This window comes from Sulfuricystis thermophila (assembly GCF_004323595.1).
GTDB classification, from domain to species: Bacteria; Pseudomonadota; Gammaproteobacteria; order Burkholderiales; family Rhodocyclaceae; genus Sulfuricystis; species Sulfuricystis thermophila.
This window is the reverse complement of sequence record NZ_AP019373.1, coordinates 1,909,363-1,935,137: the sequence shown is the minus strand read 5'-3', so window position 1 is coordinate 1,935,137 and position 25,775 is coordinate 1,909,363. Positions and strand designations below refer to the sequence as shown.

Sequence of the window (25,775 nt, the reverse complement as noted above, 5' to 3'; positions counted from 1 at the left end):
CGTCCGTCTCGAAGAAGGAGAAGAAAGGCATGACCGCGTTCAACCCTCGTCACCTCGCCCGTCAGGTTCCGGCCACCACTTGGCAGGCGTATCTGTCCTCCCGTTCCATCGCCATCCCCGAATCTTTCGACTGGAGCGCCGAGGAAAAGGCATTTTCCGATGCCCTGATCGCCCTCCTGGAGGAACTCGAACCGGATCAACAGGCCCTGCTGCACGCCGAGCTGCGCCATGTCCACGCCCTCGCGACCCAGAAAGGCATCGATGCGATCCTCAACGCCAGCGACAACGACGTGGCCATTCGGGAGGACTTCGGACAGCTCCGCAACCACGCCGAGCGGGCCATGTGGGTGTTGGTGAACTGGCCGCAAACCTTCATGACGGCCGAGGCGCTGCTCCAATTCGATCTCGGCGTCGGCAAGCGGTCGTGGAAACGGCAAGCCATCAAGGTGACCGAGCCGGTGTCCCGAGAGGCTGCCGACATCGAGGGATTGCAGGCCGCCTTGTCCGAGGTGCTCTCGAAACGCAAGGGACCGCGGCGCGCCTGCCACGTAGACGTCTGCGACCGTCACCTGGACGGCGGTGTGCAGATCAGCGTCTACGTGGAGGACGATCCCAACGATCTGGTGGAGTTCGTCGAAGAGGGCATGCGCCGCCGGACGACCCGCCCGGCGACCAATCTCGCGCTGGTCTACTTCCCCGCATCCGGCATCGTCGACACCGTCGGCCGGGGCGGAGCCAAGGTCCACCAGCCGCTGGTGACGCTCTTCGCACGCCATCTGCTGAAACAGGAGGTCAAGCCCGAGGCAGTGAAGCAGCCGATGTTCTATCTCAACCGGCTGCGGCACGGCTTGGACCTTCCGGAGGACAGCGACATCGACCTCGCCGCCCACGGCATTGATCGCATTCGCCTCCGCCGCGCCCGGCTCAGGAGCACGAGGGCGCCGATCTGCGACTTCTGGGTAGGCGTACCGGCGGATCAGGCCGAACACTGCGTGCTCGCTGCATCGAGCGCCCACCTGAAGGACCACGACCTGTTCCGCGGTCCGTTCAATATCGTCGAGGCCCTCATCAGCATCTATTTCGCCCCTGCCGAAATGGGCAAGCGCGGTCGCGTACTGAACATCGACCTCAAGCAATCGGGGATCTCCAACCTCCAGGACATGGCAGAGGAGGACGCCAAGCTCGCTGAGCGCCTCCTGCGTGCCTGGCGCGTCTCCGAACCGACCGAGGTCGAACTGGCCCTGGTCGCGTAGAAGCCGCCGTGCAGGCGCGCAACGACATCGCCTTCGGCCTGCTCTGCGGGCTCGTCGAGGAATCCGAGGGAAGCCTCCATCCGGATGCCGCCCGGTATTCCGGACAAATGGATGCTTATCGGCATCTCCTCGACCTCGGCGCCATCGGGGCGGGTGATGGTGTCGGATCGAGCATCCTCTGTCCCTGGTGCGGAATGGGCGATCTGGAGGGGATTCGCTTCGAGCAAGGAGGCCGCCAGGGGTACTGCACGGACTGCGGCTGGGTGGATCTGGCCAGTGATCAAGTGACACGGCTCAGGGTGGACATCACGCGCATCGTCCGGTGGCTCGCCTCGGCCCTGGGCCTTGCGGGACGGTATCAACATGAAGAGATGGTTCCGACAGCGCTGTGGCGCCTGGGCGAGATCGAACATCGACGAAAGCGGCGCACTATCTTCTTCGGTCGGAGGCTGAGCGACCCGGCCTTGACGCCCATCATCGAAGCTCGTTTGCGCACCGCCTGCGCACCCGGCTGCGGCGTCCTCATCACCACTACACCCGACGTCGCCCAAGCGATCCAGGCCGCCGGCCATCTCGTCGTTCCGCTGCGTGCCGTGGCGCATCTCCGCAAGGCCGGCTTCGTCATCGAGAATCTCGACGCATACCTCGACGGTTCCGCCGGGATCGGCGAACGGGATTCGGAAACCTCCCTGCGGCTCATGCACTCCGGCCGCATCGCACTGATCGACGGAGAGCGGCACGCACTGTCGCCCCAGGTCTACGGCTTTCTTTCGGTACTCGCGCAGGGCGGCGGCGATCCCGTCCATAAACGCACCATCGCCGACGCTTTGGAAATCGATGTCGACAAGTGCAAGGGCGCGGACATCTGCAAGCGGCACAAGGCCGTCTACCGCACCTTCGTCGCCCACGACAACGACGGTCACTATTGGCTGAAACCCGAATTCGTCAACGACCAAAGGAGGTGATGCACCCAACGAAGCGCAATCCTTTCATCCGGCAGTTCAACTTCGATCTCGATGAGGTGAATGACATGAGTGGTAAGAACCAGTGGGTCGTCCGCAACGGCGACAAGTGGGGTGTCCGGGGGGAAGGCAACGACCGCCTGACCTCCGTACACGATACGCAACAGGAAGCCTTCGAGCGCGCACGCGACATCGCGCGCAACCAGGGCAGCGAGGTGCTCATCCAGGGCGAGGACGGGAAGATCCGCGAGCGCAACAGCTACGGCAAAGATCCGTTCCCGCCTCCCGGCTGACCACCCCGCATTTCCACCCCCGATAAGGGCCCGGAGCCAACCACTCCGGGCCTTTTTCTTTTCCGTCTCTGCGCATGGCCGATTTGCACGATTTGCCCGCCCATCCTGCCCGCTTTGCCCGCCGGTTTGCCCACCCCCTGAAACCCAGAATGACCTCACGTTTCCGCAACAACCCGTAAGGAGCGAATCGTGAGTATCAAACACCTCAACCAACGCCAACTGGCCGACCGTTGGGGCGTCAGCGAAGCCACCTTGGAACGCTGGCGCTCCGAAGGAATCGGGCCGGTCTTTCTCAAGATCCAGGGGCGCGTGCTCTACCGTGTCGAGGACGTCGAGTCCTACGAGGCGGAGTGCCTGCGCAAGAGCACCTCCGAGCGCGTCGGCGCGGGAGGTGTGGCATGAGCCGCCTCACCCCCGACCAGGTTCTCGCCACGCCGGCCGGCGAGCTCGCCGCGCTGCAAAGCGAGGCGCTGTTCCAGCTCAAGAACGATGCCGCCGATCTGCTCTCGGCCGCCAAGGCCATCGTCGAGCACCTCGAACGCGCGCTGGATATGAAGTACGCCGACCGCGCCCATGCCCTGCGCATGGCCGCCGGTAAGGACACCGGCGTCGTGCATTTCGACGACGGCCGCGTGCGCGTCACCGCCGACCTTCCCAAGCGGGTCGAGTGGGATCAGAAGCGGCTCGCCGAGATCGTGCGCCGTATCGCTGAGGGCGGCGAGGACCCGGCCGAGTACGTCGAGACCGCCTACCGCGTCTCCGAGACCAAGTTCAACGCCTGGCCCGAATCGCTGAAGAGCGCCTTCGCCCCCGCCCGCACGCTCAAGACCGGCAAGCCCGGATTCCGTCTCGCCCTGCTGGAGGAGTGACCGTCATGTTCAAGAACCGCACTTTGCTCGACAAGCTGAAAAAGCAGCACCCCTATCTGCTGGAGTCCCTGCCGGAACGGATCGGGACGAATGGCGCCGACGTGGCAATCGAAGATGCCACCCTGGATCAGATCGCCTTCGCCGTCATCGCCCTCGAAAACGAGGTCCGGCCCATCAGCCGCCGCATGAACGCTCTGCGGGAGCTCTACGACCTCGCCCGCAAACACGGCGCACTCGGCGCACACCGGATCGGACACGCGTTCGCCGACAAAGGAGGCCGCTCATGAGCCTCCCCATCATCTCCGCCGACCAGCGTCTGGCCGAGAAGCGCGGCGTGAAAGGCGTGCTGGTCGGCAAGAGCGGCATCGGCAAGACCTCGCAGCTCTGGACCCTGGCGCCCGAGGCCACCTTGTTCTTCGACCTCGAGGCGGGCGACCTCGCCGTCGAGGGGTGGGCCGGCGACACCATCCGCCCGCGCACCTGGCAGGAGTGCCGCGACTTCGCGGTGTTCATCGGCGGTCCGAACCCGGCGCTGCGCGAGGACCAGCCCTTCAGCCAGGCCCACTTCGATGCCGTCTGCGCGCGCTTCGGCGACCCGTCCGTGCTCGACCGCTACGACACGGTGTTCGTCGACTCGATCACCGTCGCCGGGCGCCTGTGCCTGCAATGGTGCAAGGGCCAGCCGCAGGCCTACTCGGAGAAGACCGGCAAGCCGGACACACGCGGCGCTTACGGCCTGATGGGCCAGGAGATGATCGCCTGGCTCACCCACCTACAGCACACCCGCGGCAAGAACGTGTGGTTCGTCGGCATCCTCGACGAGCGTCTCGACGACTTCAATCGCCGCGTCTTCCAGCTGCAGATCGACGGCTCCAAGACCGGGCTCGAGCTGCCCGGCATCGTCGACGAGGTGGTGACGCTGGCCGAGCTCAAGGCCGACGACGGCAGCGCCTACCGCGCCTTCGTCTGCCACACGCTCAACCCCTGGAGCTACCCCGCCAAGGACCGCTCCGGCCGCCTCGACCAGATCGAGGAACCGCACCTCGGCCGGCTGATGGCCAAGATCGCCAGCCCCGCGCGCCCCGCCCTCGAACGCCTCGACTTCGCGCGCCCCGCGCCTTCCGAACCCGTACAGCAATAAGGAGCCACGACCATGAGTTATTTCGATTTCAACGATGCCAACGAGCAGTCTTCGTTCGACCTGATCCCCAAGGGCACGCTGGTGCGCGTGCGCATGACCATTCGCCCGGGCGGCTTCGACGATGCGAGCCAGGGCTGGACCGGCGGCTACGCCACCCGCAACGACAACACCGGCTCGGTGTACCTCAACTGCGAGTTCGTGGTGATGGAGGGTGAGTACGCCCGTCGCAAGCTGTGGTCGCTGATCGGTCTCTACAGCCCCAAGGGTCCCGAGTGGGCCAACATGGGCCGCGCCTTCGTCAAGGCGATCCTGAACTCCGCGCGCGGCGTCCATCCGGGCGACGCCAGCCCCCAGGCCCAGAACGCGCGGCGCATCGCCGGGTTCGCCGACCTCGACGGCATCGAGTTCCTCGGTAAGGTCGATTGGGAGAAGGATCAGAACGGCCAGGACAAGGCCGTCATCAAGCAGGCGATCCAGCCGGATCACAAGGACTACGCCGCGCTGATGGGGGCACCGCGTGCGCCGGCGCCTTCGGCCACCACGCCCAACGCATATGCCCAAGCCACGGGTCGCGCTCCGGTCACGGGCCGTCCGAGCTGGGCGCAGTAAGGGGGACTGCCGGCATGATGCTTCGTCCCCGTCAGGCCCTGCTGGTGGAGCGCTCGCTCGCCGCGCTCTACCTGCACGGCAACACCCTGGCCATCGGCCCGACCGGCTCCGGCAAGACCATCATGCTGTCGGCGGTCGCCGGCGGCGTGTTGGAGGAGCCCGACGCGAAGGCCTGCATCCTCGCGCACCGCGATGAGCTCACCGCCCAGAACCGGGAGAAGTTCGGCCGGGTCAATCCGGGCGTCGCGACCTCGGTGTTCGATGCCAAGGAGAAGTCCTGGGCCGGGCGCGCCACCTTCGCGATGGTGCAGACGCTCTCACGCGACGCGCATCTCGACGCGATGCCCACGCTCGATCTGCTGGTGGTCGACGAGGCGCACCATGCCGCCTCGCCGTCCTATCGGCGCGTGATCGATCGCGTGCTGTCGCGCAACCCCAGGGCGCTGATCTTCGGCGCCACGGCCACGCCCGCACGCAGCGACGGCAAGGGGCTGCGGGAGGTCTTCAGCAACGTGGCCGACCAGATCACCCTGGGCGAGCTCATCGCCTCCGGCCATCTGGTGCCGCCGCGCACCTTCGTCATTGATGTCGGCGCGCAATCGGCCCTCGCCCAGGTGCGCCGCACCGCCACCGACTTCGACATGACCGAGGTGGAGGCGATCCTCAACAGGACGCCGATCACCGACGCGGTGATCCGTCACTGGCGCGAGAAGGCGGGCGAGCGCAAGACCATCGTGTTCTGTTCGACCGTGGCCCACGCGCAGTGCGTGGCCGACGCGTTTGTCGCCGCCAGCATCCGCGCCGTGCTCATCCACGGCGAGTTGTCGGACGCCGAGCGCAAGGTCCGGCTCGCCGAATATGAAAGCGGCGAGGCACAAGTAGTCGTCAACGTGGCGGTGCTGACTGAAGGCTACGATTACACACCCACCTCCTGCGTGGTGCTGCTGCGCCCGAGCTCGCACAAGTCGACGCTGACCCAGATGATCGGGCGGGGGCTGCGCACCGTCGATCCGGCCGAGCATCCCGGCGTGGTCAAGACCGATTGCATCGTCCTCGACTTCGGCACCGCGACCCTCATGCACGGCTCGCTGGAGCAGGAGGCCAACCTGGACGGCCACCAGCACCAGGGGCAGGCGCCCACCAAGGAGTGCCCCTCCTGCGAGGCGACGGTGCCGCTCGGCTGCCGCGAATGCCCACTGTGCGGCTTCGAGTGGACCATTGATCCGGCCGAGCAGGCGGAAGCCATGGACGACTTCGTCATGACGGAGATCGACCTGCTCAAGCGCTCCAACTTCCGCTGGTGCGATCTCTTCGGCTGCGACGATGCCTTGATGGCCACCGGCCTCCAAGCCTGGGGCGGCATCTTCTTCCTCAACGGGCGCTGGCACGCGGTCGGTGGCGGCCGGAGTCTTCCGCCCCGTCTGCTGGCGGTCGGCGACCGCAGCGTCTGCATGGCCAAGGCGGACGACTGGCTCAACGACAACGAGTCCCTCGACACCGCCCACAAGACCCGCCGCTGGCTCAACGAACCGCCCACCGAGAAGCAGCTGCGCTACCTGCCGCAGGCCATGCGCGCCGACTTCGGGCTCACCCGCTACCAGGCCTCGGCGCTGCTCGCGTTCCAGTTCAACAAGTCGTCGATCCATCGCCTTGTGCTGGCAGCCAACGACGAACACCGGAGGGCGGCGTGATATGCGCGATCTGCGGACGAGAGGGACGCGGCTTCTGCTGGCTGTCGCCGAGGAACGGCTCGCGTGCGCCGGACGGCAAGCGCCTGTTCAAGCGCTTCTGCTCCATGCGCTGCCAGGACATTCATCTGCAACGACTGAAGGCGGGAGGCGGTGTCGTGATCGATCCCACCCATAACGAGAAGGCCGCGATGGAGGCGGTCCTGCCCTCGCTCGGCGAGTACGTGGCGTCCATCGGCATGGACCGGTCGCTCGCGAGCTACACCCGGGAAGAGGTCCTGCAACTGGTCGATGTGGTGCTCACCGCCTACTTCGACAACCTGCGGGAGCGCACGCCCGACGATGTGCCGTTTTGAGGAGGCGGTGATGCTCGATTACAACCACCGCCCCAGGTTCCACGAGCGCGTCAACGCTGTCATCGACGAAGCGCTGGCGCGTGAACGGGCAGCACAGGTATCTCGGACCTACCTCGGTGCCTCCCGGCTCGGCGTGGCCTGCGAGCGCGCCCTGCAGTACGAGTACGCCCAGGCCGCGGTCGATCCGGGGCGCGAGCTGCCCGGGCGGGTGTTGCGGGTGTTCGAGGTCGGCCATGCCCTGGAGGATCTGGCGATCCGCTGGCTGCGCCTCGCCGGCTTCGAGCTCTACACCCGCAGGGCCGATGGGGAGCAGTTCGGTTTCTCCGTCGCCGGCGGACGCATCCAGGGGCACGTCGACGGCATCCTGGCTGCGGGCCCTGCCGACATCGAGCTTGCTTATCCCGCGCTGTGGGAGTGCAAGACGATGAATGACAAGTCCTGGCGCGAGACCGTCAAGCAGGGCGTGACACGTGCCAAGCCGATCTATGCCGCGCAGATTGCCGTCTACCAGGCCTACATGGAAGGCGCCGTGCCGGGCATCGCGAGCAATCCCGCGCTGTTCACCGCCATCAACAAGGACAGCGAGGAGATCTGGTTCGAGCGCGTACCCTTCGACGGCGGGCTCGCGCAGCGCATGTCGGACCGGGCCGTGCGCGTCATCACCGCCACCGAGGCGGGCGAGCTGCTGCCCCGACACGCCACTACGCCGACCCATGTCACATGCAAGTCGTGCCCTTGGCAGGACCGGTGTTGGGGGTCGGCTTGATGGCAGACGTCATTTGGCTCGACTACAACGACGCACCCGAACAGCAGGGAATGGCACTCCCCGATACCGATTCGCTGCGCCGAGGCCTGCTCGAGCGCCTGGAGGCGGTGCTGCTCTACCTGTTCCCGCAGGGCCGCATCCGCGGCGGTAAATTCTATGTCGGCGATATCGACGGCAATCGCGGCAAGAGCCTGGTGGTCGAGCTCGATGGTGAACGGCGTGGGCTGTGGAAGGATTTTGCGACCGACGAAGGCGGCGACGTCATCGATCTGTGGGCCCGTTCCCGTGGACTCTCCGCCCGGCACGACTTCCCCCGGATCGCGGAGGAAATCCGTCAATGGCTCGGGCTTGCACCATCCATCGGTCACACCCCGGAGCGATCGAATGCCCGCAGCGCCCCCGTCGACGAACTCGGCCCTTATACCGCCAAGTGGGACTACCTCACGGCGGATGGCAGACTGATCGCCTGCGTCTACCGCTACGACCCGCCCACCGGCAAGGAGTACCGCCCCTGGGACGTGCGCGCCCGCATGTGGCGCGCCCCCGATCCGCGTCCGCTCTACAACCTGCCGGCCGTGGCCAATGCGCGTGACGTGGTGCTGGTCGAGGGCGAGAAGGCGGCTTGCGCCCTGATCGGGACGGGCATCACGGCGACCACGGCCATGAACGGCGCGCGGGCGCCGATCGACAAGACCGACTGGACGCCGCTCGCGGGCAAGCACGTGCTGGTCTGGCCGGATCGCGACGTCCCGGGCTGGGACTACGCGGAGAACGCCGCCCGTGCCTGCGTGACGGCGGGCGCGGCGTCGGTCGCCATCCTCGTGCCGCCCATGGATAAACCGGACAAGTGGGACGCGGCCGATGCCGTGGCCGAGGGCTTCGACTGCGCCACCTTCATTCGTGAGGGCGAGCGCAGGGTCGTCAAGGGGGCGGCGCCGACACTGCCGACCTTCACCCTGAGTGCGCTGCTCGACGACGACTCGCCGTTGCCGCCCGATCTCATCGCACCGCGCGTGCTCACACCCGGCGGCCTGCTGGTATTCGGCGGTGCGCCCAAGGTCGGCAAGAGTGACTTTCTGCTCGCATGGCTCACGCACATGGCGGCGGGCGCCACCTTCCTCGCCATGACGCCGCCGCGCCCGCTGCGGGTGTTCTATCTGCAAGCCGAGGTGCAGTACCACTACCTGCGCGAGCGTGTGAAGGAGATCCGCCTACCGCCCAGTCGCATCGGTGAAGCGCACGTCAACTTCGTCGCCACGTCGCAGCTGCGGCTGATCCTGGACGACGCTGGCTTGGCCCAGGTGATCCCCGCGATCAAGCAGGCATTCGGCGACGAGCTGCCGGACATCATCGCCATCGACCCCATTCGCAACGTCTTCGACGGCGGGGACGCCGGCGGCGAGAACGACAACGCCGCCATGCTGTTCTTCCTGTCGCAGCGGGTCGAGCGCCTGCGCGATGCGGTGAACCCGGACGCCGGCATCGTGCTGGCCCACCACACCAAGAAGCTCGGCAAGAAGCAGTTCGAGGAGGACCCGTTCCAGGCGCTGGCCGGGGCCGGGAGTCTGCGCGGCTACTACACCACCGGCATGCTGCTGTTTCGCCCCGACGAGACGCGCACCACGCGCCAGCTCTTCTTCGAGCTGCGCAACGGCGCGGCCATCCCCTCGATGCACGTGGACAAGATCCGCGGCGAGTGGCGGGAGGTCGATGCCAACGAGCGGCTGGTGATGAAAGACTACGGCGAGCGCCTCGATGCCGAGCGCCGGCGCAAGCGCGACGCCATCCTGCAGATCCTGTTCGACGAGGCGGCCCAAGGGCGCTGCTACACCGCCAACCAGTTCGCGGAAAGCTTCGAGGGCAAGGCGGGGCTCGGTGGCGAGCGCACCATCCGCGAGCGCCTCTCCGCGCTCTCGACCCAGGGCTACATCAAGTACTTCCGCAACGCGCAGGACTACGGCCTGCCGCCCGCCCGCACCAAGTTCGGCTACCTGTGCGTCGAGGCGATGGTGCTGCGCTCGATTGTCGGCGAGCCCGATCCAGCCACGGGCGAAGTATCGCTGCGCGAACTGCCGGTGCTGCCCACCCACTTCAAATGCCCGCAATCGGGGGCCGCATTGCCGGTCGAGAACCCCGAGGTGTGGGTTTACCAAGACGACCTGAACGACCCCGAGGAGCCCGCATGAACACGCACAGCCAAGTTGGCAAAACCTCTGCCAACTTCCCCCCGATTTTCAGAGACGTTGGCAAGTTGGCAAACGCCTGCCAACTTGAATCCCATACTGATCAACGCGTTAGGGAGTTGTCGGCAGATTGGCAAGTTGGCAACGCTGCCAACTTGCCAACTTCCCCAAACCCGCGTGGTTGCTGGGTTTCCGGAGATTTCCAAGTTGGCGAAAACTCCCTCCCCCCTTCGGGGGGAGAGGAACACGCGGTGTCCTCTCCCCCGACCCGAAGGGGTCTGCCCGGTTTGGGTGATAGGGGCCGAGAACCCGGTGCAGCGATCCTGAGCCTCGACCTCGGCACCCGGACCGGCTGGGCGCTGCTCGGCCGTGACGGCTCCATCACCAGCGGCTCGGAGTCCTTCAAGCCCCGGCGCTTCGAGGGCGGCGGCATGCGTTACCTGCGCTTCAAGCGCTGGCTCACCGAGGTCAAACAATCGGCGGACGGGCTGGATGCGGTGTACTTCGAGGAGGTGCGCCGCCACGCCGGAGTGGATGCCGCCCACGCCTACGGCGGCTTCATGGCCCAGCTGACCGCCTGGTGCGAGCACCACGGCATCCCGTACCAGGGTGTGCCGGTCGGCACGATCAAGAAGCACGCCACCGGCAAGGGCAACGCCGGCAAGCAGGAGATGGTGGCCGCCATGCAGGCCCTGGGTTTCCGGCCCGCGGACGACAACGAGGCCGACGCGCTGGCACTGCTGATGTGGGCGATCGCGACGCAGGAGGTGCCGGCATGAACGCGCCCAACCCCCACTATCGTTGTCCCCTGGGGCGCCTGCAACCGACTCGCCCGGACGTCGATGTCATCAAACGCGACGGCTGGCGCGACCAGGGCATCCTGGTGGTGTCGCTCGACGACGAGCGGCTGGACTGGATCGAGCGGGAGCTGGTGAAGCGCATCGGCGAGCGGCTCTACGGTCGCCTGGGAGACGGCCATGTGGAGCGTTGACGGCGTCGCCGAGCGCTTCCGGGAGGCCGCCCAGACCGCGCGGCGCCTGCCGCCCGTGCGCGTCCAGGGCTACTTCAACACCTGGCCGGCCATCCTGCGCCAGCCGTGGGAGACCTACTCCGGCGACGACGTGCTGTACCGCTTTCCGCCCGACCCGGCCGCCATCGACCGCATGGAGGAGACCATGCGCTGGGTGCTGTGGCTCACCGAGGAGCAGCGCCATCTCGTCTGGATGCGCGCCGAGGAACGGGGGTGGCGGGAGATCTGCCGGCGCTTCGGCTGTGACCGCACCACGGCTTGGCGGCGGTGGCAGAAGGCGCTCGACATCGTCGCCTGCCGTCTGAACGAGCAGACCCGCCGGACGGTGGCCAGCCTTTCATGAGTGAAGTTGCGGGTCGTTTCCAAAGCGATCCAAGCCATGCGTGCGGATGCGGAAAGATGCCGGTTTCGAGCCATTTTGGACGTGCAACACTTCACCCGTTTTTGCGCTAGGATTTCGCTAACCTCGCGAGAGAAGCATGTGCGAAGGCCACGGAGCGATCCGTGGCCTTCGTCGTTTCTGCCTTCGCGATCCGACCCGCCGAGCGCGATGGGTCCTTCCTGGCCAAAAAGCCATGCGGGGGGCGCGAGCGCGATGCTTTTCTAGCGTCAGAGTGCAAACCGGGGTTTGCACGGTTTGCGGTTTGCAGGCCCCATCCCTGGGGCCTGCCGCTTCGCGGCCAGCCTGCGGCTGTCCAAATCCGCTCCAGGCGGATTTGTGCACTCCCCGATACACATCACGAGCCCGCCCACGGTTCTCCGTCGGCGGGCTTTCCATTTCGAGGTTCCGATCCTGAACACGCTCAACGTCGAGTACCGCAAGGTCGAGACGCTGATTCCCTACGCCCGCAATCCGCGCACGCACAGCGACGAGCAGGTCGCGCGCATCGCCGCCAGCATCGCCGAGTTCGGCTGGACCAACCCGATCCTGGTCGATGGCGACCATGGTGTGATCGCCGGCCATGGCCGACTGCTGGCCGCACGCAAGCTGGGGCTGACCGAGGTGCCGGTGATCGAGCTCGCGCACCTCACCCCGGCGCAGAAGCGCGCCTATGTGATCGCCGACAACCGGCTCGCGCTCGATGCCGGCTGGGATGAGGCCATGTTGGCGCTGGAGTTCGCGGAGTTGGCCGACGCCGGCTTCGATCTGGACCTGACCGGCTTCTCTGCCTCCGAGATCGAAGGCCTGCTCGACCACATCGAGGAGACGGAACCGTCCGCCGATGAGGACGAGCGTGCGCCGGAAGGCGACGCGGACGAGGACGACGTCACGCCGCCCACGGTTGCGGTCACGCGGCCCGGCGACTTGTGGCTGCTGGGCGAACACCGGCTGCTCTGCGCCGACAGCAGCGACGCGGCCGCCGTCGCGCGCCTCATCAATGGCGAGCGCGCTCACCTGCTCTTTACCAGCCCGCCCTACGCGAACCAGCGCGACTACACCACCGGCGGGATCACTGACTGGAACGCGCTCATGCAGGGCGTGTTCGGCGCCGCCCGCAGCGCGCTGCACGAGGACGCGCAAATCCTGGTCAACCTCGGCCTCGTCCATCGCGACGGCGAGTGGCAGCCGTACTGGGACGGCTGGATCGAATGGATGCGCACTCAGGGCTGGCGCCGCTTCGGCTGGTACGTCTGGGATCAGTCGGTGACCGTGCCCGGCGACTGGGCCGGGCGCCTCGCGCCGCGCCACGAGTTCGTGTTCCACTTCAACCGCCAGGCGCGCAAGCCGAACAAGATCGTGCCCTGCAAGTGGGCCGGTCACGAGACGCATCTGCGCGCCGATGGGTCATCCACCGCGATGCGCGCCAAGGATGGCAAGGTCGGCGAATGGAACCACGCCGGACAGCCCACGCAGGAGTTCCGCATCCCGGATTCCGTCGTCGAGGTGACGCGCCAGCGCGGCCGCATCGGTGAAGGCATCGATCATCCGGCGGTGTTCCCGCTGGGCCTGCCGAAGTTCTTCATCGAGGCCTACACCGACGCGGGCGAGATCGTCTTCGAGCCGTTCGCGGGCTCGGGCACCACACTGCTGGCCGGCCAACTCACCGGCCGCCCGGTACGCGCCATCGAACTCGCTCCAGAGTACGTGGACGTCGCGCTGCGCCGCTGGCTGCAGCACCACCCGGGCACGGCGCCGGTGCTGGAGGGCAGCGGCCGGACCTTCGCCGAAGTCGCCGCCGAGCGGCTGGGCGAGACGGCGGAGGTCACTGCATGAGCTGGCTGGCCGATCGCATCGAGCACTGGCCGATCGACAAGCTGCTGCCCTACGTGCGCAACGCCCGCCAGCACTCGGACGAGCAGATCGCCCAGATCGCGGCCTCCATCGCGGAGTTCGGCTTCGTCAATCCCATTCTCACCGGCGCCGACGGTGTGCTGGTCGCGGGCCATGGGCGGCTTGCCGCGGCGCGTAAGCTGGGTCTGGCCACCGTGCCGGTGGTGGTGCTCGATCACCTGACGCCGACCCAGCGCCGCGCCCTGGTGCTCGCGGACAACCGGCTCGCGGAACTCGCGACCTGGGACGATGCCCTGCTGCGCATCGAACTGGAGGCGCTGCAGGACGATGGCTTCGATCTCGATCTCACCGGATTCGACGCCGATGCACTGGCAGAACTGCTGGCCGATGAGGAACCACAGATCGAGGGCCGGACGGAGGACGATGCCATCCCGGAGATGCCGGAAGAGCCGGTGTCTCGGTCGGGCGACGTCTGGCGGCTCGGGCCGCACCGCCTGGTCTGCGGCGACGCGACCACCGCCGAGGCCTACGCGCGCCTGTTTCCGGACGGCGAGCGGGCGGACATGGTCTTCACCGATCCGCCGTACAACGTGAACTACGCCAACAGCGCGAAGGACAAGCTGCGCGGCAAGCATCGCCCCATCCTCAACGATGCGCTGGGCGAAGGCTTCTACGATTTCCTCTTTGATGCGCTGGCGCTGATCATGGCGCACACCCGAGGCGCGATCTACGTCGCCATGTCCTCCAGCGAACTGGACACGCTGCAATCGGCCTTCCGCGCCGCCGGGGGCCACTGGTCCACCTTCATCATCTGGGCCAAGAACACTTTCACGCTGGGCCGCTCGGACTACCAGCGCCAGTACGAGCCGATCCTCTACGGCTGGCCCGAAGGCGCGACGCGCCACTGGTGCGGCGACCGCGACCAGGGCGACGTCTGGCAGATCAAGAAGCCGCAGAAGAACGACCTGCACCCGACCATGAAGCCGGTGGATCTGGTCGAGCGGGCCATCCGCAACTCCAGCCGCCCCGGCGACGTGGTGCTCGACCCCTTCGGCGGCTCGGGCACGACCTTGATCGCCGCCGAGAAGGCCGGGCGCGTGGCGCGGCTGATCGAGCTCGACCCGAAGTATGCGGACGTGATCGTGCGGCGCTGGCAGGACTGGACGGGCCAGCAAGCCACCCGCGAGGCGGATGGCCTGGCCTTCGATCAGGCGGCGAGCGACTCGTCGGCGATCGCGCAGTGAATCACGAACCCGGTCAGATAAGGAAGCCCGCGCGGGATACCGTAGTCCTTACTGGTGCGGCGTCCGATGGTCCATTCCATCCACTGCCGGGTGGCGGCGCGGATCGCGTCGTGGAGGGCATGGCCCGCATGCTTGCGGTTGAGGACTTCGTCCGCGAAGTGGCGTCCGTGGCGGCTGTCGAGGAAGGCCCGCACCGCTTCGAAGGGCTGTCCCGTGGCGTCGGAGATGGCGTTCATCGCGATGGGCCAGGCGGATTGCGCGTGCGCGTCCATCGTGCCCCAGAAGCCCCAGGCTTCGTTGCGGGTGGCGGGGATCGTTTTGGCTGTGGTCATCGTTGTCTCCTTCGTTGATCGTTGCGACACACGTATGAACGCGCTGTTCGATCGGGAAGCCAAGCTCAATCTCAATCATCTCGCGTCGTCTGTTGGCGACCGGTTACGGCGGCCAGCTTGGCGCGGGCCGACGCGCTTTCCCAGTGGCAGGGTCCGTTGCCGTGCGCAGCCTCTTCGCTCCAGCGGGCCAGGATTTCGTCATCGCTCCAGCCCTTGGCGGTGAGGTAGGCGTAGTCGTCGGCGTCGTAGTTGCTGTAGGTGAGGATGGCGCGGGTGGGTTTCATGCTGTGCTCCTTGGCGTGGATGGTTGCGACACCCGTATGAACGCGCTGCCGGCGCGGGAAGCCAAGCGTTTTCTGCTTGGCTTCCCTTTCCGCTCGAATCACGCGATCCGGTAGATGCGCTCGCCGTCCTCGGGCTTGTCCGAGGTGATGGTGAGGCCCAACTTCTTCTTGAAGGCGTTGGCGAAGGTGCCGCGCACCGTGTGCGCCTGCCAGCCGGTGAGTTCGCAGATCTGGCGTACCGTCGCGCCCTCCGGGCGCCGGAGCATCGCGATGACTTGGGCCTGTTTGCTGTTCTCGCGGGTGCGGGGCTTGGTCTCGGCGCGCTGCTGTGCCCAGGTGGCTTCGGCGGCTGCGACCTCCGCCTCGAGATCCGCATCTGCCTCCACCGAGGCCGGCGCGGGACGCGGGCGCCCCAGGGCTTCGTAACCTTCGGCGGCGACGGACCAGTCGGTGCCGTCGGTGGTGATCAGGGCCCGATTGCAGAGACCGTCCAGTACCTTCTTGCGGGCGCCGCCTTTCACGTTGTCGGGGAACCACTCGATCTTGCCACCGGTGTGCTCGACGGCGTAGGCCAGGATGGCGTGCTGGGCGGGGGTGAGTTGGATGGTGCTCATTCGATGCTCCTTCGTGGTGGTTGATGGTGTGGTCATGAACGCGCTGTTCTCTGGAGAAGCCAAGCGCTTTCCGCTGCTTTCTCAGCCCTGCCGCGCGGCCTGCCGGCCCGCCTGGTAGGCGGCCATCAAGGCGCTCTTGACTGCCCAGACGCTGACCTCGTGGAAGTCCAGCCGGTCGCTGTTGCGGGTTTCCAGGGTGTCGATGAACAGGTGATCCAGCGCGATCTGCTGCAGCTGCCGGTCGATGTCCTTTTCGGCTTGCTCGGTCATGTGCTTCTCCTCGGGGTGTCGTTGATGGTGATGACATGAACGCGCTGTTCCCGAGCGAAGCCAAGCGGAATCCGAGCGGGACGGCGCCAATGCTTGATGGAGACCATGGGACTGTCGATTCGCGCCTACGCCCGCCACCGTGGGGTGTCGGACACCGCCGTACACAAGGCCATCCGCGCCGGGCGCATCACGCCCGAGGCGGACGGCACGATCGATCCGGACAAGGCCGACCGCGACTGGGCAAGGAACTCCGAGCCGCCCAAGGAGGGAACGGGCGCCAAAGCCGCGAAGGTGCGGGTGTCGGACGATCCGGCCCCGAACCTCGCCGCCGGGCTACCCGCGGGCGGCACGTCGCTGCTGCAGGCGCGCACGGTCAACGAGGTGGTCAAGGCGCAGACCAACAAGGTGCGCCTCGCCCGCCTCAAGGGCGAGCTGGTCGATCGCAACCAGGCCATCGCCCACGTGTTCAAGCTCGCGCGCACCGAGCGCGACGCCTGGCTCAACTGGCCGGCGCGCATCTCGGCGCAGATGGCGGCCAGGCTCGGCATGGACGCGCACACGCTGCACGTCGCGTTGGAGGCGGCGGTGCGCGAGCACCTCGCCGAGCTCGGTGAACTGAAGGTCCGCGTCGATTGATGAAACACATCCCTGTGTTTCACCCTGCCGGGCGCGCTGGCGCGCGTCCAAATTCGTTCCCGACGAATTTGTGATGGACGACTTCGTCTACGAGGGCTTCGACGCCATCGAGCGCGCCTGGCGCGAAGGACTGACGCCCGATCCGCTGCTCTCCGTCTCCGAGTGGGCCGACCGGCACCGGATGCTCTCCAGCAAGTCCTCGGCCGAGCCGGGCCGCTGGCGCACCAGCCGCACGCCGTATCTCAAGGCGATCATGGACTGCCTGTCGCCGACCTCGCCGGTCGAGCGCGTGGTGTTCATGAAAGGCGCACAGGTGGGCGCCACGGAAACCGGCTCGAACTGGATCGGCTACGTCATCCACCACGCGCCTGGGCCGATGATGGCGGTCTGGCCCACCGTGGAGATGGCCAAGCGCAACTCCAAGCAGCGCATCGACCCGCTGATCGAAGAGTCGCCGGTGCTCTCCGAGCTGATCGCCCCGGCACGCTCGCGCGACTCGGGCAACACCATCCTCGCCAAGGAGTTCCGCGGCGGCGTGCTGGTGATGACCGGCGCGAATAGCGCCGTGGGCCTGCGCTCGATGCCGGTGCGGTATCTCTTCCTCGACGAAGTGGACGGCTACCCGCTCGACGTCGAGGGCGAAGGCGATGCGATCTCGCTCGCCGAGGCGCGCACGCGCACCTTCGCGCGGCGCAAGATCTTCATCGTCTCGACGCCGACCATCGCCGGGGCGAGCGCCGTCGAGCGCGAGTACGAGGCATCCGACCAGCGCCGCTACTTCGTGCCGTGCCCGCACTGCTCCCACCGCCAGTGGCTGCGCTTCGAGCAGCTGCGTTGGGAGAGGGGCCGGCCGGAGACGGCGGCCTATGTGTGCGAGTCCTGCGATACGCCCATCGCCGAGCATCACAAGACCTGGATGCTGGAGCACGGCGAGTGGCGCGCGATGGCGCCGGAGAACGGCGTCAAGACGGCGGGCTTCCATCTCTCGTCGCTCTACAGCCCGGTGGGCTGGCGTTCGTGGCGCGACATCGCGAGCGCGTGGGAGAGTGCGGTCAGGAAGGAGTCCGGCTCGGCCGCCGCGATCAAGACCTTCAAGAACACCGAGCTCGGCGAGACTTGGGTCGAGGAAGGCGAAGCGCCCGACTGGCAGCGCCTGATCGAGCGGCGGGAGGACTACCGCATCGGCACGGTCCCCATGGGCGGCCTGCTGCTGGTGGGCGGTGCCGACGTGCAGAAGGATCGCATCGAGACCTCGATCTGGGCCTTCGGGCGCGGCAAGGCGTCCTGGCTCGTCGAGCACCGCGTGCTGATGGGCGACACCGCGCGGGATGCGGTGTGGAAGCGGCTGTCCGAGCTGATCGACGAGACCTGGACGCACGAATCCGGCAACCAGGTTCCGCTGGCGCGCTTCGCGCTCGACACCGGCTTCGCCACCCAGGAGGCCTACGCCTTCGTGCGCGCCTGCCGGGACAGTCGACTGATGGCGATCAAGGGGGTGCCGCGCGGCGCGGCCCTGATCGGCACGCCCACCGCCGTCGATGTCTCGCAGGGCGGCAAGAAGCTGCGCCGGGGCATCAAGGTGTACTCGGTGGCGGTGGGGCTCGCCAAGCTCGAGTTCTACAACAACCTGCGCAAGAGCGCGGATGTGGCCGACGACGGCACCACGCCGATCTACCCGGCGGGCTTCGTCCATTTGCCCAAGGTCGACGCCGAGTACATCCAGCAGCTCTGCGCCGAGCAGCTGATCACCCGCCGTGACCGCAACGGCTTTCCGGTGCGGGAGTGGCAGAAGCTGCGCGAGCGCAACGAGGCGCTGGACTGCTACGTGTACGCCCGCGCCGCCGCCGCGGCGAGCGGTCTCGATCGCTTCGAGGAGCGCCACTGGCGCGAGCTGGAAAGACAACTGGGCATCGCCGCACCGCCCGAGCAGGACGAACACACCGTAACCGCAGAAGACGCCCCCGACTCCGGGGGCGTCGTCGTTTCGGGCCGACGCGTCCGGCGCCGGTCCGTCGTCAAGAGTCGCTGGATGAGCTGAACATGAGCGTGATCGAAGGCATTTTTCACAACCCGGAGACCGGTCTCGACGAGCGACGGCCGATCGCCTGCGACGCGTTCGGGCGACTGCTCGCCGCCGACGGAGTCGGCGCGGTGGCCGCCTCCCGAGTCGAGGTCTTCACGATCGGCGCGCTGGCACGTGCAGCCTCCGTGACCACCGACCCGGTCGACCTCGGCGTCGGGCATCCCTACACGCTGGTCGTCGCCCGCAAGGCGGGGGCCGCCTCGCGCAACGAAGCCATGGAGATCCAGAGCTCGATCGACGGCGTGCGTTGGTTGCCCGCGGCGGGCATCCATCCGGATGCGAATGTCGCCTGGTACGAACCCAACGGCGGCAGCGATTACTTCACCGTCCAGGGCCGGCCCATCGGTCGCTTCGTGCGCATCGCCTTCAAGAACGGCAACACGGCCCAGACCGAGCTGGTCCTCGAGTTGGCCGCATTGGCGGGCGTCTGACCATGGCCTACACGGCGGCCGATCGCGAGGCGCTGGAGCGGGCATTGGCGCGTGGCGAGCGGCGCGTCACCTTCGGCGACAAGACGGTGGAGTACCGCTCGGTGGATGAGCTGCGCGCGGCCCTGCGCGAGGTGGACGCGGCGCTCGCCCGCGAGGCGGGGCGACCCAAGCTGCGCCAGATCCGGGTGACCACGGGCAAGGGGCTGTGATGCAAAACATCCCTGTTTTGCCCCCTGACGGGCGCGCTGGCGCGCGTCCAAAACCTCTCCCGGAGGTTTTGTGATGGGCTTCTGGAGCCGCCTCAAGCTCGCCTTCGGCGCGACCCCCACCTACGACGGCGTGGGCGCCGGGCGACGCGCGCTCGCCTGGATGCCGGGCAACCCCGGCGCGGTGGCCGCGCTGCTCACGACTCAGACGGAGCTGCGCGCCAAGAGCCGTGACCTGGTGCGCCGCAACGCCTGGGCGGCCGCCGGCATCGAGGCCTTCGTGGCCAACGCCATCGGTACCGGTATCAAGCCGCAGTCGCTGATCGAGGACCCGGGCCTGCGCGAGACGATCCAGGCGCTCTGGCGCGACTGGACCGAGGAGGCCGATGCCCAGGGGCTCACCGACTTCTACGGTCTGCAGGCCCTGGCCTGCCGCGCCATGCTCGAAGGCGGCGAGGCACTGGTGCGGCTGCGCTACCGGCGGCCGGACGACGGGCTGGCGGTGGCACTCCAGATCCAGGTGCTGGAGCCCGAGCACCTGCCCGTGACGCTCAACCGGCTGGCCGACAACGGCAACGTGATCCGCGCCGGCATCGAGTTCGACCGGCTCGGGCGGCGTGTGGCCTACCACCTGTACCGCTCGCACCCGGAGGACGGACTGCTCGCGCCCATGTCCGGTGGCAGCGGCATGGAGACCGTGCGCGTGCCCGCCGCCGAGATCGTGCATCTGTTCCGGCCCTTGCGTCCCGGGCAGATCCGCGGCGAGCCCTGGCTCGCGCGGGCCTTGGTGAAGCTCAACGAGCTGGATCAGTACGACGACGCGGAACTGGTGCGCAAGAAGACCGCCGCCATGTTCGCCGGCTTCGTCACCCGCGACCAGCCGGAGGATGCCCTGATGGGCGAAGGGCCGGCCGATGCCTCGGGCGTGGCGCTGGCGGGGCTGGAGCCGGGCACCCTGCAGATCCTCGAACCGGGCGAGGACGTGAAGTTCTCGCAACCGGCCGACGTGGGCGGCTCCTACGCCGAGTTCATGCGCCAGCAGTTTCGCGCCGTGGCCGCGGCCATGGGCGTGACCTACGAGCAGCTCACGGGAGATCTCACCCAGGTGAACTACTCCTCCATCCGCGCGGGGCTGCTGGAGTTTCGCCGCCGCTGCGAGGCGATCCAGCACGGCGTCATCGTCCACCAGCTCTGCCGCCCGGTGTGGCGTGCGTGGATGGCGCAGGCGGTGCTGGAGGGACGGCTCGAGCTACCCGGCTTCGCCCGGGATGCCGCGCGGCGCCGCGCCTGGCTCGCCTGCAAGTGGATTCCCCAGGGCTGGCAGTGGGTCGATCCGCAGAAGGAGTTCAACGCCATGCTCACCGCGATCCGGGCGGGGCTCTTGTCCCGCTCGGAGGCGGTGTCCTCCTTCGGCTACGACGCCGAGGACGTGGATCGGGAGATCGCCGCCGACAACGCCCGCGCCGATGCGCTCGGCCTCGTCTTCGATTCCGACCCGCGCCACGACCGCAACCCACCCGCGGCGGCCTCCGACCCGGTGCCGCCGCAAGACATCCAGGACCTCTGACATGCAGCTCGTACACCTGGCGTCCCGTCTCTACGGGACGCCACTTCTCATCGCGCGTTCGAAGCTGGACGTGATCCTCTCCGTGCTCGGTCCCCGCATCGGTCTGCCCGACGTTGAAGCCGCCGTACCGGCGGTGATGCCCGCGAGCCCGGAGGTGGCGGCACCGCCCGGCATCGCCGTGATTCCGATCCACGGCACGCTGGTGCGCCGCACCCTGGGGCTGGAGGCCGCCTCCGGCCTCATGAGCTACGGCGAGATCGGCACCCGTCTGGATGCTGCGCTCGCCGACCCTGCCGTGTTCGGCATTCTGCTCGACGTGGACTCCCCCGGCGGCGAGGCGGGCGGCGTGTTCGAGCTCGCCGAGCGCATTCGTGCGGCCGACGCCGTGAAACCGGTCTGGGCGATCGCCGCCGACTCCGCCTTTTCGGCCGCCTACGCCATCGCCTGCGCCGCCTCGCATCTCGCCGTCACGCGCACCGGCGGTGTGGGCTCGGTCGGGGTCATCGCCATGCACGTCGACCAGTCGGTCCGCGACGCCCAGCAGGGCTATCGCTACACGGCGATCACCGCCGGCCGGCACAAGAACGACTTTTCGCCCCACGAGCCGCTCGACCACGAGGCTTTGGTGCGCCTCCAGGCGGAGGTGGACCGCCTCTACGGCCTGTTCGTCGGGCACGTGGCCGCGATGCGCGGGCTGGACCCCGACGCCGTGCGCGCCACCGAGGCCGGGCTCTTCTTCGGCGAGGAAGCGATAGCCAGCGGGCTCGCCGACGCCGTGGCGAGCCGCGACCAGCTGCTCGCCGTCTTCGCGACCTTCTTGAACCCGCAGGGCCGTTCGCGGAACCCGGCCCCCCGCACGCGTCCCGGTTCCGCCTACGCCAAACAGGAGAACGACCCGATGCAATCCCCCGATCCGACCCCCGAAGCCCCCGAGACGACGCTCGTCGCCGCTGCTGCCTCCGCGGCGCCCGCGCCCGAGACGCCCGCCACCACCGTGGCGGACCGGCGCGAGGCCGTGGCCATCGCCGAGCTGTGCCAGCTCGGCGGCTGCCCGGAGCGTACCGCCGAGTTCCTGGCCGCAGGCCTCTCGGAAACCGATGTCCGCCGCGCGCTGCTCGCGGCCCGTGCCCAGAGCCCCGAGATCGGCTCGGCGATCCATCCGGATGCGCATGCCGCGCACCGCGCTTCCCCCGAACACAACCCGCTGATCAAGGCGGTCAAGCAGCTTGCCGGAAAGGAGTGAACCATGCCGACCCTAGTTGAACCGATGAACCTGGGCGACCTGCTGAAGTACGAGGCGCCCAACCTGTACTCGCGCGACCCGGCCACGGTCGCCGCCGGCCAGAACCTCGCCCTGGGCAGCGTCGTCGGCCGCGAGACCGCCACCAACAAGCTGAAGACGCTCGATCCGGCCGCCACCGACGGCACTGAGCTGCCCGCCGGCGTGCTGATCGTCGACGCCGACGCCACCGCCGCCGACCTCGATGCGGTCATCGTCGCGCGCCACGCCATCGTCGCCCGCCATGCGCTGGTCTGGCCTGCAGGGCTGACGCCCGCGCAGCAGTCCGCCGCCATCGCCGCCCTCGAAGCGCGCGGCATCCTTGTTCGTGAAGGAGCCTGACCATGCAGAATCCCTTTTCCAATCCCGCCTTCTCGATGGCGAGCCTCACCGCCGCCATCAACCTGATCCCCAACCGCTACGGGCGGCTGGAGACTCTGGACCTGTTCCCCATGAAGCCGGTGCGTACCCGCCAGGTCGTGGTGGAGGAGATGCACGGCGTGCTGAACCTGCTGCCGACCCTGCCGCCCGGCTCGCCCGGCACCGTGGGCAAGCGCGGCAAGCGGGCGATGCGCGCCTTCGTCGTGCCCCACATCCCGCACGACGACGTGGTGCTGCCCGAGGAGGTCCAGGGCATCCGCAGCTTCGGGCAGGAGACCGAGACCGAAAGCGTGGCCGGCGTGCTCGCCCGCCACCTGGAGACCATGCGCAACAAGCACGCCATCACCCTGGAGCACCTGCGCATGGGGGCGCTGAAGGGCGAGATCCTCGACGCCGATGCCACGCCGCTGGTCAATCTCTACACCGAGTTCGGCATCACGCCCAAGACCGTGAACTTCGCCCTCGGCAACGCCAACACCAACGTCAAGGGCAAGTGCGCCGAGGTGCTGCGCCACATCGAGGACAACCTCTCGGGCGAGTTCTCGACCGGCGTGCACTGCCTGTGCTCGCCCGAGTTTTTCGACGCGCTGACCGGCCACGCCAAGGTCGAGGAGGCCTACAAGAACTGGCAGCAGGGCGCGGTGCTCATCAACGACATGCGCCGCGGCTTCACCTTCGGCGGCATCACCTTCGAGGAGTACCGCGGCCAGGCGAGCGACGCCTCCGGCACCACCCGGCGCTTCATCGCGGCGGGCGAGGCCCACTGCTTCCCGCTCGGCACCGTCGACACCTTCGCCACCTACGTCGCGCCCGCCGACTTCAACGAGACGGTCAACACCCTGGGCCTGCCGCTCTACGCCAAGCAGGAGCCGCGCAAGTTCGACCGCGGCACCGACCTGCACACCCAGAGCAACCCGCTGCCCATGTGCCACCGGCCCGGTGTGCTGGTGAAGCTGACGGCAGCGTGATGACGCAGGTGACGGATCTTTACGAGGCCGCCGGCCGCGCCGGGCTGCTCACCGACGTCATGGTGGGTTCGCTCACGGTGCAGTGCGTCTTCAGCGCCCCGGATGAGCTGGCGCTCGACGGGCTCGCACTGAACCGCGACTACCACCTCGAGTACCCGAGCGCCTGGCTCACCCTCGCCGCCGGCGACACGGTGGAGATCGCGGGAAGCCCATATCGGGTGCGCGAGGTCCGCCAGCTGCGCGACGGCTCCGAGATGCAGGCCAAGCTGACCCGGCTATGACGTCCTCCGTCCGCGAGCGCCTGGTCCGGGCGATCGTGGCGCGTATCGGTCCCGCGATCGCACCGACGCCGCTGCATCGCCAGCCCACCGTGCCGCTCCCGCGCGAGGCGAGCCCCGCGCTCCTGCTGTTCATCGAAGGCGATCAGGTCGCAGCGCTTGCGAACGACCGGTGTGAGCGCGCCCTGACGCTGAGGCTGGTCGCGCTCGCGCGCGAAGACGACGCCTTCGACGTGGCCGACGCGCTCATCGTCGCGGCGCACGGCGCGCTCATGGCCGAGCCGAGCCTCGGCGGGCTGGCCCTGGGCGTGCGCGAGATCGACTGCGAGTGGGACGCGGAGGACGCAGACAGCCAAGCCCTGGCCGTGCCCGCGCGTTACGAGATCCGCTACCGCACCCTGGCCTCCGACCTCACCCAAAAAGGATAGTCACCATGCACATCGAACTCATCGAACCGCACACCCACGCCGGCCGACTCCACGCCCCCGGCGAGATCCTCGATCTCGACGAGGCAGCGGCGCAATGGTTGATCGAGCGCGGGACCGCGCGGGGGCTGATCGAGCGCGGAGCCGCGCGGCCGGCCGACCCTCAACCCCAGACCCCGATCAAGACCCGTAAAGGAGACTGACCATGCCTTACTTTTCCGGACAGGGGCGCGTCTACATCGGCGCCCGCGACGCACTCGGCAACCCGCAGGGCCTGGCCTACGTGGGCAACGTGCCCGAACTCAAGGTCTCCCTCTCGGTGGAGACCCTGGAGCACCAGGAGTCGGTGAGCGGCCAGCGCCTCACCGACCTGCAGCTCATCAAGACCAAGAAGGGCGAGTTCGCCTGCACGCTGGAGGAGCTCATCACGACCAACCTGGCGCTCGCCCTCTACGGCGCCACCACCGCCCAGACCCCGGGCACGGTCACCGCCGAGGCGCTGCCGAACCCGGTCACTCCCGGCAGCCTCTACCTGCTCGCCAAGCAGGACGTCTCGTCGGTGGTGGTAAAGGACTCCAGCGCCACCCCCAAGATTCTGCCGGCCGCGCAGTACTCGGTGAACGCCAAGCACGGCTCGCTGGTGATCCTCGACGCCACCACCGGCGGACCCTACGTCGAGCCCTTCAAGGTCGACTACGCCTACGGCACGGCATCGGTCACCGCCATGTTCACCCAGCCGCTGCCCGAGCGCTGGGTGCGCTTCGAGGGACTCAATACCGCCGACGGCAACCGCGAGGTGGTGATCGATCTCTACCGCGTGGCCATCAACCCGGCCAAGGAGCTCTCGGTCATCACCGACGAGCTGCTGAAGTTCGAGCTTTCGGGCCAGGTGCTGGCCGACACGCTCAAGCCCGCCGCCGGCGACCTCGGCCAGTTCGGCCGCGTCGTGCTGCTGTGAGGGGGATGACGATGAGTGCTTCCGATCTGGATGTTCTCGTGCCGCAGCCTCAAGTTGTGGATCTGGCCGGCCAACGCCTCGCGATCAGCCCGCTGGTGCTCGGCGAGCTGCCGGCGATGCTCAAGGCCGTGCAGCCCTTCGCGCAACGACTGGCGGGCGAGCCGGACTGGCTCGCCTTGCTCTCGGACCACGGCGATGCCTTGCTCACCGGGTTGGCGATCGCCAGCCGCCAACCGCGCGAGTGGGTGGACGCGCTGGCTCTCGACGATGCCATCACCCTGGCGGCGACCGTGTTCGAGGTGAACGCGGATTTTTTCGTGCGCCGGATCGCGCCGAAAGTCGGCGATCTGGCGCAGCGTCTGAACGGCCGTCTGGCTGGGCTGACGCCATCGCCCGCCTGATACGGGGCGGTCACCGCTACCCGGACATCCTCGGC

34 protein-coding genes are annotated in these 25,775 nt (G+C 68.0%); 30 read left to right on the top strand and 4 right to left on the bottom strand.

Features of this window, described 5'->3' with window-relative positions:
- The first annotated feature begins 29 nt into the window (after window positions 1-29).
- The 17 genes from M52SOB_RS09780 to M52SOB_RS09700 all read left to right on the top strand — a co-directional run bounded on the left by M52SOB_RS09780 (window position 30) and on the right by M52SOB_RS09700 (window position 14,627).
- Complete coding sequence (locus M52SOB_RS09780) at window positions 30-1,253, top strand: hypothetical protein (protein ID WP_102042178.1); 1,224 nt, start codon at window positions 30-32, stop codon at window positions 1,251-1,253.
- 8 nt (window positions 1,254-1,261) lie between these two features.
- Window positions 1,262-2,218, top strand: a complete 957-nt coding sequence (locus tag M52SOB_RS09775; protein WP_127476613.1) for a hypothetical protein — start codon at window positions 1,262-1,264, stop codon at window positions 2,216-2,218.
- Window positions 2,218-2,508, top strand: coding sequence for a DUF2188 domain-containing protein (locus M52SOB_RS09770; protein ID WP_017364503.1), 291 nt, complete (start codon window positions 2,218-2,220; stop codon window positions 2,506-2,508). The genes M52SOB_RS09775 and M52SOB_RS09770 overlap by 1 nt, the downstream gene beginning before the upstream one ends.
- A 189-nt stretch (window positions 2,509-2,697) precedes the next feature.
- Window positions 2,698-2,910, top strand: coding sequence for a helix-turn-helix transcriptional regulator (locus tag M52SOB_RS09765; RefSeq protein WP_024892258.1), 213 nt, complete (start codon window positions 2,698-2,700; stop codon window positions 2,908-2,910).
- Entirely contained in the window at window positions 2,907-3,377 is a 471-nt protein-coding gene (locus M52SOB_RS09760) for a hypothetical protein (protein WP_102042180.1), read from the top strand. The genes M52SOB_RS09765 and M52SOB_RS09760 overlap by 4 nt, the downstream gene beginning before the upstream one ends.
- A 5-nt stretch (window positions 3,378-3,382) precedes the next feature.
- Complete coding sequence (locus M52SOB_RS09755; protein ID WP_102042181.1) at window positions 3,383-3,664, top strand: hypothetical protein; 282 nt, start codon at window positions 3,383-3,385, stop codon at window positions 3,662-3,664.
- Entirely contained in the window at window positions 3,661-4,518 is an 858-nt protein-coding gene (locus tag M52SOB_RS09750) for an ATP-binding protein (RefSeq protein WP_102042182.1), read from the top strand. The genes M52SOB_RS09755 and M52SOB_RS09750 overlap by 4 nt, the downstream gene beginning before the upstream one ends.
- A gap of 12 nt (window positions 4,519-4,530) precedes the next feature.
- Window positions 4,531-5,127: a hypothetical protein gene (locus M52SOB_RS09745; protein ID WP_102042183.1), complete on the top strand. Its 597-nt coding sequence runs from the start codon at window positions 4,531-4,533 to the stop codon at window positions 5,125-5,127.
- 14 nt (window positions 5,128-5,141) lie between these two features.
- Window positions 5,142-6,818 carry a DEAD/DEAH box helicase gene (locus M52SOB_RS09740; protein WP_102042184.1) on the top strand — a complete coding sequence of 559 codons (1,677 nt, stop codon included), beginning with the start codon at window positions 5,142-5,144 and terminating at the stop codon, window positions 6,816-6,818.
- Complete coding sequence (locus M52SOB_RS09735) at window positions 6,815-7,171, top strand: DUF6511 domain-containing protein (protein ID WP_127478525.1); 357 nt, start codon at window positions 6,815-6,817, stop codon at window positions 7,169-7,171. Before M52SOB_RS09740 ends, M52SOB_RS09735 begins: the two co-directional genes overlap by 4 nt.
- A gap of 10 nt (window positions 7,172-7,181) precedes the next feature.
- Window positions 7,182-7,937, top strand: a complete 756-nt coding sequence (locus M52SOB_RS09730) for a PD-(D/E)XK nuclease family protein (protein WP_102043231.1) — start codon at window positions 7,182-7,184, stop codon at window positions 7,935-7,937.
- The gene (locus M52SOB_RS09725) at window positions 7,937-10,123 is read left to right on the top strand and encodes an AAA family ATPase (RefSeq protein ID WP_131111641.1); all 2,187 of its coding nucleotides are present in this window, start codon (window positions 7,937-7,939) and stop codon (window positions 10,121-10,123) included. Before M52SOB_RS09730 ends, M52SOB_RS09725 begins: the two co-directional genes overlap by 1 nt.
- A gap of 284 nt (window positions 10,124-10,407) precedes the next feature.
- On the top strand, window positions 10,408-10,899 hold the full coding sequence (locus M52SOB_RS09720; RefSeq protein ID WP_172601808.1) for a crossover junction endodeoxyribonuclease RuvC: 492 nt from the start codon (window positions 10,408-10,410) through the stop codon (window positions 10,897-10,899).
- On the top strand, window positions 10,896-11,111 hold the full coding sequence (locus tag M52SOB_RS09715) for a hypothetical protein (RefSeq protein WP_077729912.1): 216 nt from the start codon (window positions 10,896-10,898) through the stop codon (window positions 11,109-11,111). Before M52SOB_RS09720 ends, M52SOB_RS09715 begins: the two co-directional genes overlap by 4 nt.
- Window positions 11,098-11,493, top strand: coding sequence for a DUF6362 family protein (locus M52SOB_RS09710; RefSeq protein ID WP_077729913.1), 396 nt, complete (start codon window positions 11,098-11,100; stop codon window positions 11,491-11,493). Before M52SOB_RS09715 ends, M52SOB_RS09710 begins: the two co-directional genes overlap by 14 nt.
- A 375-nt stretch (window positions 11,494-11,868) precedes the next feature.
- Complete coding sequence (locus M52SOB_RS09705) at window positions 11,869-13,365, top strand: site-specific DNA-methyltransferase (protein ID WP_284155066.1); 1,497 nt, start codon at window positions 11,869-11,871, stop codon at window positions 13,363-13,365.
- Entirely contained in the window at window positions 13,362-14,627 is a 1,266-nt protein-coding gene (locus tag M52SOB_RS09700) for a site-specific DNA-methyltransferase (RefSeq protein ID WP_131111640.1), read from the top strand. The genes M52SOB_RS09705 and M52SOB_RS09700 overlap by 4 nt, the downstream gene beginning before the upstream one ends.
- Here the strand turns inward: M52SOB_RS09700 and M52SOB_RS09695 are convergent.
- The 4 genes from M52SOB_RS09695 to M52SOB_RS09680 all read right to left on the bottom strand — a co-directional run bounded on the left by M52SOB_RS09695 (window position 14,591) and on the right by M52SOB_RS09680 (window position 16,127).
- Window positions 14,591-14,959 (bottom strand): hypothetical protein, encoded by a 369-nt coding sequence (locus tag M52SOB_RS09695; protein ID WP_131111639.1) that lies wholly within the window; start codon window positions 14,957-14,959, stop codon window positions 14,591-14,593. The genes M52SOB_RS09700 and M52SOB_RS09695 overlap by 37 nt on opposite strands.
- 71 nt (window positions 14,960-15,030) lie before the next feature.
- Window positions 15,031-15,243 carry a hypothetical protein gene (locus M52SOB_RS09690; protein WP_131111638.1) on the bottom strand — a complete coding sequence of 71 codons (213 nt, stop codon included), beginning with the start codon at window positions 15,241-15,243 and terminating at the stop codon, window positions 15,031-15,033.
- A 98-nt stretch (window positions 15,244-15,341) separates the two neighbouring features.
- Window positions 15,342-15,857 (bottom strand): DUF3489 domain-containing protein, encoded by a 516-nt coding sequence (locus tag M52SOB_RS09685; RefSeq protein WP_131111637.1) that lies wholly within the window; start codon window positions 15,855-15,857, stop codon window positions 15,342-15,344.
- A gap of 81 nt (window positions 15,858-15,938) precedes the next feature.
- Window positions 15,939-16,127, bottom strand: coding sequence for a DUF6900 domain-containing protein (locus tag M52SOB_RS09680; RefSeq protein WP_017364484.1), 189 nt, complete (start codon window positions 16,125-16,127; stop codon window positions 15,939-15,941).
- 96 nt (window positions 16,128-16,223) lie between these two features.
- On the opposite strand from M52SOB_RS09680, the gene M52SOB_RS09675 reads away from it, so the two are divergent.
- The 13 genes from M52SOB_RS09675 (at window position 16,224) to M52SOB_RS09615 (ending at window position 25,740) form a co-directional block, all read left to right on the top strand.
- Window positions 16,224-16,763: an elements of external origin gene (locus tag M52SOB_RS09675; protein WP_232024033.1), complete on the top strand. Its 540-nt coding sequence runs from the start codon at window positions 16,224-16,226 to the stop codon at window positions 16,761-16,763.
- A gap of 73 nt (window positions 16,764-16,836) precedes the next feature.
- Window positions 16,837-18,801, top strand: a complete 1,965-nt coding sequence (locus M52SOB_RS09670; protein ID WP_102042192.1) for a phage terminase large subunit family protein — start codon at window positions 16,837-16,839, stop codon at window positions 18,799-18,801.
- Between the two features lie 2 nt (window positions 18,802-18,803).
- Window positions 18,804-19,277 carry a hypothetical protein gene (locus tag M52SOB_RS09665; protein ID WP_102042193.1) on the top strand — a complete coding sequence of 158 codons (474 nt, stop codon included), beginning with the start codon at window positions 18,804-18,806 and terminating at the stop codon, window positions 19,275-19,277.
- A 2-nt stretch (window positions 19,278-19,279) separates the two neighbouring features.
- Complete coding sequence (locus M52SOB_RS09660) at window positions 19,280-19,486, top strand: phage head-tail joining protein (protein WP_017364480.1); 207 nt, start codon at window positions 19,280-19,282, stop codon at window positions 19,484-19,486.
- Window positions 19,487-19,559: 73 nt separating this feature from the next.
- Window positions 19,560-21,050 carry a phage portal protein gene (locus M52SOB_RS09655; RefSeq protein ID WP_102042194.1) on the top strand — a complete coding sequence of 497 codons (1,491 nt, stop codon included), beginning with the start codon at window positions 19,560-19,562 and terminating at the stop codon, window positions 21,048-21,050.
- A gap of 1 nt (window position 21,051) precedes the next feature.
- A complete protein-coding gene (locus M52SOB_RS09650) occupies window positions 21,052-22,293 on the top strand; it encodes a S49 family peptidase (RefSeq protein ID WP_102042195.1) in 1,242 nt (413 codons plus the stop codon).
- Between the two features lie 3 nt (window positions 22,294-22,296).
- Window positions 22,297-22,671 carry a head decoration protein gene (locus M52SOB_RS09645; protein ID WP_102042196.1) on the top strand — a complete coding sequence of 125 codons (375 nt, stop codon included), beginning with the start codon at window positions 22,297-22,299 and terminating at the stop codon, window positions 22,669-22,671.
- A gap of 2 nt (window positions 22,672-22,673) precedes the next feature.
- The gene (locus M52SOB_RS09640; protein WP_102042197.1) at window positions 22,674-23,678 is read left to right on the top strand and encodes a major capsid protein; all 1,005 of its coding nucleotides are present in this window, start codon (window positions 22,674-22,676) and stop codon (window positions 23,676-23,678) included.
- Window positions 23,678-23,959 (top strand): head-tail joining protein, encoded by a 282-nt coding sequence (locus M52SOB_RS09635; protein WP_037411660.1) that lies wholly within the window; start codon window positions 23,678-23,680, stop codon window positions 23,957-23,959. Before M52SOB_RS09640 ends, M52SOB_RS09635 begins: the two co-directional genes overlap by 1 nt.
- Window positions 23,956-24,384, top strand: coding sequence for a hypothetical protein (locus tag M52SOB_RS09630; protein WP_102042198.1), 429 nt, complete (start codon window positions 23,956-23,958; stop codon window positions 24,382-24,384). The genes M52SOB_RS09635 and M52SOB_RS09630 overlap by 4 nt, the downstream gene beginning before the upstream one ends.
- 5 nt (window positions 24,385-24,389) lie before the next feature.
- Window positions 24,390-24,584 (top strand): DUF7210 family protein, encoded by a 195-nt coding sequence (locus M52SOB_RS09625; RefSeq protein ID WP_127478516.1) that lies wholly within the window; start codon window positions 24,390-24,392, stop codon window positions 24,582-24,584.
- Window positions 24,585-24,586: 2 nt separating this feature from the next.
- The gene (locus M52SOB_RS09620; RefSeq protein ID WP_024892221.1) at window positions 24,587-25,339 is read left to right on the top strand and encodes a phage tail tube protein; all 753 of its coding nucleotides are present in this window, start codon (window positions 24,587-24,589) and stop codon (window positions 25,337-25,339) included.
- An 11-nt stretch (window positions 25,340-25,350) separates the two neighbouring features.
- The gene (locus M52SOB_RS09615; protein WP_024892222.1) at window positions 25,351-25,740 is read left to right on the top strand and encodes a DUF6631 family protein; all 390 of its coding nucleotides are present in this window, start codon (window positions 25,351-25,353) and stop codon (window positions 25,738-25,740) included.
- Window positions 25,741-25,775 lie beyond the last annotated feature (35 nt).

What these genes read in the sequence shown, in the direction of transcription:
- M52SOB_RS09630 (WP_102042198.1), top strand. Translation starts at nt 23,956, where the DNA reads ATGACGTCCTCCGTCCGCGAGCGCCTGGTCCGGGCGATCGTGGCGCGT.
- M52SOB_RS09670 (WP_102042192.1), top strand. Translation starts at nt 16,837, where the DNA reads ATGGACGACTTCGTCTACGAGGGCTTCGACGCCATCGAGCGCGCCTGG.
- M52SOB_RS09730 (WP_102043231.1), top strand. Translation starts at nt 7,182, where the DNA reads ATGCTCGATTACAACCACCGCCCCAGGTTCCACGAGCGCGTCAACGCT.
- M52SOB_RS09625 (WP_127478516.1), top strand. Translation starts at nt 24,390, where the DNA reads ATGCACATCGAACTCATCGAACCGCACACCCACGCCGGCCGACTCCAC.
- M52SOB_RS09760 (WP_102042180.1), top strand. Translation starts at nt 2,907, where the DNA reads ATGAGCCGCCTCACCCCCGACCAGGTTCTCGCCACGCCGGCCGGCGAG.
- M52SOB_RS09615 (WP_024892222.1), top strand. Translation starts at nt 25,351, where the DNA reads ATGAGTGCTTCCGATCTGGATGTTCTCGTGCCGCAGCCTCAAGTTGTG.
- M52SOB_RS09645 (WP_102042196.1), top strand. Translation starts at nt 22,297, where the DNA reads ATGCCGACCCTAGTTGAACCGATGAACCTGGGCGACCTGCTGAAGTAC.
- M52SOB_RS09745 (WP_102042183.1), top strand. Translation starts at nt 4,531, where the DNA reads ATGAGTTATTTCGATTTCAACGATGCCAACGAGCAGTCTTCGTTCGAC.
- M52SOB_RS09660 (WP_017364480.1), top strand. Translation starts at nt 19,280, where the DNA reads ATGGCCTACACGGCGGCCGATCGCGAGGCGCTGGAGCGGGCATTGGCG.
- M52SOB_RS09690 (WP_131111638.1), bottom strand. Translation starts at nt 15,243, where the DNA reads ATGAAACCCACCCGCGCCATCCTCACCTACAGCAACTACGACGCCGAC.
- M52SOB_RS09780 (WP_102042178.1), top strand. Translation starts at nt 30, where the DNA reads ATGACCGCGTTCAACCCTCGTCACCTCGCCCGTCAGGTTCCGGCCACC.
- M52SOB_RS09755 (WP_102042181.1), top strand. Translation starts at nt 3,383, where the DNA reads ATGTTCAAGAACCGCACTTTGCTCGACAAGCTGAAAAAGCAGCACCCC.
- M52SOB_RS09640 (WP_102042197.1), top strand. Translation starts at nt 22,674, where the DNA reads ATGCAGAATCCCTTTTCCAATCCCGCCTTCTCGATGGCGAGCCTCACC.
- M52SOB_RS09620 (WP_024892221.1), top strand. Translation starts at nt 24,587, where the DNA reads ATGCCTTACTTTTCCGGACAGGGGCGCGTCTACATCGGCGCCCGCGAC.
- M52SOB_RS09770 (WP_017364503.1), top strand. Translation starts at nt 2,218, where the DNA reads ATGCACCCAACGAAGCGCAATCCTTTCATCCGGCAGTTCAACTTCGAT.
- M52SOB_RS09740 (WP_102042184.1), top strand. Translation starts at nt 5,142, where the DNA reads ATGATGCTTCGTCCCCGTCAGGCCCTGCTGGTGGAGCGCTCGCTCGCC.
- M52SOB_RS09700 (WP_131111640.1), top strand. Translation starts at nt 13,362, where the DNA reads ATGAGCTGGCTGGCCGATCGCATCGAGCACTGGCCGATCGACAAGCTG.
- M52SOB_RS09710 (WP_077729913.1), top strand. Translation starts at nt 11,098, where the DNA reads ATGTGGAGCGTTGACGGCGTCGCCGAGCGCTTCCGGGAGGCCGCCCAG.
- M52SOB_RS09750 (WP_102042182.1), top strand. Translation starts at nt 3,661, where the DNA reads ATGAGCCTCCCCATCATCTCCGCCGACCAGCGTCTGGCCGAGAAGCGC.
- M52SOB_RS09680 (WP_017364484.1), bottom strand. Translation starts at nt 16,127, where the DNA reads ATGACCGAGCAAGCCGAAAAGGACATCGACCGGCAGCTGCAGCAGATC.
- M52SOB_RS09650 (WP_102042195.1), top strand. Translation starts at nt 21,052, where the DNA reads ATGCAGCTCGTACACCTGGCGTCCCGTCTCTACGGGACGCCACTTCTC.
- M52SOB_RS09655 (WP_102042194.1), top strand. Translation starts at nt 19,560, where the DNA reads ATGGGCTTCTGGAGCCGCCTCAAGCTCGCCTTCGGCGCGACCCCCACC.
- M52SOB_RS09725 (WP_131111641.1), top strand. Translation starts at nt 7,937, where the DNA reads ATGGCAGACGTCATTTGGCTCGACTACAACGACGCACCCGAACAGCAG.
- M52SOB_RS09695 (WP_131111639.1), bottom strand. Translation starts at nt 14,959, where the DNA reads ATGACCACAGCCAAAACGATCCCCGCCACCCGCAACGAAGCCTGGGGC.
- M52SOB_RS09675 (WP_232024033.1), top strand. Translation starts at nt 16,224, where the DNA reads ATGGAGACCATGGGACTGTCGATTCGCGCCTACGCCCGCCACCGTGGG.
- M52SOB_RS09685 (WP_131111637.1), bottom strand. Translation starts at nt 15,857, where the DNA reads ATGAGCACCATCCAACTCACCCCCGCCCAGCACGCCATCCTGGCCTAC.
- M52SOB_RS09715 (WP_077729912.1), top strand. Translation starts at nt 10,896, where the DNA reads ATGAACGCGCCCAACCCCCACTATCGTTGTCCCCTGGGGCGCCTGCAA.
- M52SOB_RS09635 (WP_037411660.1), top strand. Translation starts at nt 23,678, where the DNA reads ATGACGCAGGTGACGGATCTTTACGAGGCCGCCGGCCGCGCCGGGCTG.
- M52SOB_RS09665 (WP_102042193.1), top strand. Translation starts at nt 18,804, where the DNA reads ATGAGCGTGATCGAAGGCATTTTTCACAACCCGGAGACCGGTCTCGAC.